The organism is Acidithiobacillus sp. IBUN Pt1247-S3 (assembly GCF_041146875.1).
Classification (GTDB): Bacteria; Pseudomonadota; Gammaproteobacteria; order Acidithiobacillales; family Acidithiobacillaceae; genus Igneacidithiobacillus.
Genome location: NZ_JBFRXP010000040.1, coordinates 1 through 3,612, shown reverse-complemented (window position 1 = coordinate 3,612; position 3,612 = coordinate 1). Strand labels below are relative to the sequence as shown.

The window sequence follows — 3,612 nt, the reverse complement described above, 5'->3', positions numbered from 1 at the left end:
ATTGGGGGGGGGGGTAGATTTATTATCTGGAAACAATGGGTTATACTGTGTCACCCAGTTAACCACCTGATCAGAAGGCATCGGGCGCGCGATGGCATAGCCCTGGAAACAACGGCATTGAAGCTGGTGTAACAGTGCGGCGTGATCCCAGGTTTCCACCCCTTCGGCAATCACGTCCAGTCCCAGCAAGCGGGCACTGGTCACGACCCCGGAGACGATTGCGTAGTCTTTGGGATCATGCAGGATGTCGCGGACAAAACTTTGGTCAATCTTGATGGTGTGGGCGGGGAGCTTCTGGAGATACGTCAACGAGGCGCTTCCCGTACCGAAATCGTCGAGCGCTACCCGTACCCCCAGTTGCTGACAACTGAGGAGCACCTCTTGGGCCTTGCGGAAATCCTGTAAAGGGGCAGTTTCCGTCACTTCGATTTCCACTTTCTCCGGGGGAAGATCGGGATGTGCGGCCAAGGCCGTCTGCAAGTCCGAAAGAAACGCGGGATCCAGCAGGTGATGGGCACTGATATTCACGGACACCCGCAGGTCGATACCTTGTTGATGCCACAACTGGTTTTGATGAAAGGCCTGGGCAAATACGAACTGACCGATCCGCCGGGCCAGACGTGGAGAATCTAAGGCGCTGGCGAAGGCGGCAGGGGCCAACAGTCCCTGCTGGGGATGATGCAGACGCAATAGAGCCTCTACGCCAACCGGTCCCCTTTGGGCATCCACTATCGGCTGGTAGTGTAATACCAATTGCCCTTGCTCTAGCGCCACCTCTGTCATTTTGCAGATCTCCATACTACGATCCTGAAATTGGTCCATGCCCTCATGGAAGAAAGCGTAACTATCCCTCCCCGCCTCCTTGGCGGCATAAAGGGCGAGATCGGCGTGCCGTAGGAGCTCCGCGGAGCTGCTCTTATCCGCTGGATAGTTGGTCAGGCCGAGGGTTGCGGAGAGGTAGACAGTCATTTCTTCCATCTCCAGCGGCGCGCGCAACATGTCCAGCATCGCTTGAGCGCGGGCTTTTGCTTCTTCGACCGATTGGATGCCAGGAACGAGCAAACCAAACTCATCCCCACCCATGCGTGCCAGCACATCGTTTTTGCTTTGCACCGCTTGCAATCTTTGTGCAACCGCCTGCAATAAGGCATCGCCAAACCCGTGGCCGTAGCGATCATTGAGTTGCTTGAAGCCATCCAGATCGAGGATCCCCACCAGCAAGTTTCCTGGGTACTGTATCTGGTCCTGATATTGATCCAGACGAGCCAGGAATAGGCGACGATTGGGAAGATCGGTCAACGCGTCATGTGTCGCCTGATACTGGAGTCTCTCTTGCAGTCGCTGGGTCTCGGTCACATCGCGCAGGACCCACACCATGCCGGTATCTGCGCCTTGTTGGTCGTGCATCAGCGCAGCGCTGCGCTCTATCCACCGCTCCTGGCCCTGACGATCCGATAGTAGGGCCGGTGGCGTGCTCGGTTGCGCTTGCGCGGCACTGGGTTGGTGCGGAGCGGCGTCCTGGCCGGATTCTTCCCTGGTCCCTTTGAGTTCGTCTAGCGCAAGGATTTCATGCAGATGTTGCCCATAGGCTTGGGGCGCGCCAATGTTCAACAGCCGCTCTGCAGCGGGGTTTGCACTGCTGATCCGCCCATCGGTGTCTGTCACGATCACGGCCTCGCCGATACTGCGCAAAGTCACCTCAGCCCGCTCTTTATTTTCCCACAGCACTTGCGCCACTGCTTCGCGCTCCCGCTCTATGGAACGGAGAAAGCGATAGCCCCAGATACTGAGGCCTAACAGCACCAATAGCCCCCAGAAGGTGCCTTGAAAGAGCTGCCACCAGCGTGCCCAGAGCGCAGCGTACCCAATTCCGACGCCAGCCACCATCGGGAATCCGGGAACCCTTACCATGGCTCCCATGCGCCACTGGCCAGCAGCCTTGGACAAGCCGACGAACGTGCCCGACTGCAAGTCGGGATGGGACTGCAGATAGCGGACCGCAATGCCAGACTGCGGCTTAGCGAAGCTGGTCGCTTTCGGCATCGGAAAACGGGCTTCCAGAAAACCATTTGGCTGCAATAAAAACAGCGAGCCCGGGGTCTGGATCGGCAAGTGTTGCCAAGAAGGGAGTCGACCCTGCAGAAGAGGCAGCAAGGCCAAAAGGGGCTGCTGCCCTTTGGCACTGGGTTGCACGATCGGCACCATCCAGTTCCCGGAATCTCGTTTGCTTGTGTGGATTTCCACCGGGGGAGCAACACAGAATGTTGCGCCCGCGAGACAGGTAGTTAAAGCATGTCGCTGCGCTACCGACAGGGGTATCTGGCCCGCAGACAACGTCTTCGGATGCATCAGCGCCTGCCATAATCTTGCTAAGGCTTTTCCTTGGCTCCCCGCAGTGAGCATCCCTCCACGGGCAAGCGCCATACCGACCGCCGCCACATGCGGCTGCATCTGTAGATACTGCTGGAGGAGTTCCTGGGGAGGCGATGTAGAGGCTTCTTCCGACAGACCTTGGCTCTGCTGACGCAGCAGGAGCAAGGAAACCTCCAGTCCATGCAAGCTCGCATGTGTACTCGTCGCCAGTGCCGCGCTCAAAGTCTGCAGGTTCGCCGCTTCGTGGCGAGAGATCTCCTGCCAGGTCTGCCAGCCCCAATAACATCCGGCGGCAAAAACCAATCCGACAAACCCCAGCCAGAGACGGAACAACCATTGAGAAGGGAGTGACGACGGGTACGCCTGCGCTGCTTTGGTCAATGCCCTCCTCCCTGCTCTACCAGTATTGCCTGGATTTCTGCTGCGGGTACGGGGGGAGAAAACCAGTATCCCTGTGCCTTGTGCACCCCGAGGCCCCTCAGCATATCGGCCATTTCCTCATCCTCCACCCCTTCCGCCACGACTTGTAGCGACAAGTCACTTGCTACGTCTACCATGGCGCGAACGTGATGGTACTGGGTGGAATGTTCCGCCACTCCGCGCATCATGTCCCGATCCAGCTTTATCCCGCCGCAGGCCAACTCCGTTAAATATTGCAAAGCGGCAATGCCACTGCTGTAATCATCCAACGTGAAATGAATCCCCAAACGGCGGGCGACGCGAATCACTGCAGCCGTCGCGGGTATATCCCGTAGCGCTACGCGCTCGACGACCTCCAGCCAAATATGCTCATGGCCGATCATCGGATGATCTGCCAATGCGTGCTGCAAAAAGCGCAGAAAATCCGCATCTTCCAACTGCACCGCTGATAGGTTGATATGGATATCTAGAAGATTCCCCTGATTCTGCCAAGATTCCGCCTGGGCCAGTGCAGTTTCCAGCACCCAATGTCCAACACCGAGAATCAAGCGCGAACGCTCCAACTGGGGCAAAAACTGGTCCGGACGCAATAGCCCGCGCTTGGGGTGCCGCCAGCGCAACAGCGCCTCTACGCCAGAAACGGTCCGGTCCGATAGGTTGACAATGGGCTGCCACAACAACTCAAACTCGTTTCGTTCCTGTGCCATGGCCAACTCCTGATACAGGGACTCTTCTTGTTGTTGCGCCTCTATGAGATCTCGCCCATACAGTTTCCAGGTATTGCCACCGGTCTCTTTGGCCGCATACATGGCGAGATCC

At 57.7% G+C, this 3,612-nt stretch carries 2 protein-coding genes; both read right to left on the bottom strand.

The window, feature by feature from the left end:
• The coding region (locus tag AB4090_RS14580) for a putative bifunctional diguanylate cyclase/phosphodiesterase (RefSeq protein ID WP_369574612.1) at positions 1 to 2,754 on the bottom strand (2,754 nt) is incomplete at its 3' end.
• Positions 2,751 to 3,612, bottom strand: an 862-nt coding sequence (locus tag AB4090_RS14575) for an EAL domain-containing protein (protein WP_369574611.1), incomplete at its 5' end; no start/stop codon positions are given. The genes AB4090_RS14575 and AB4090_RS14580, both read right to left, overlap by 4 nt.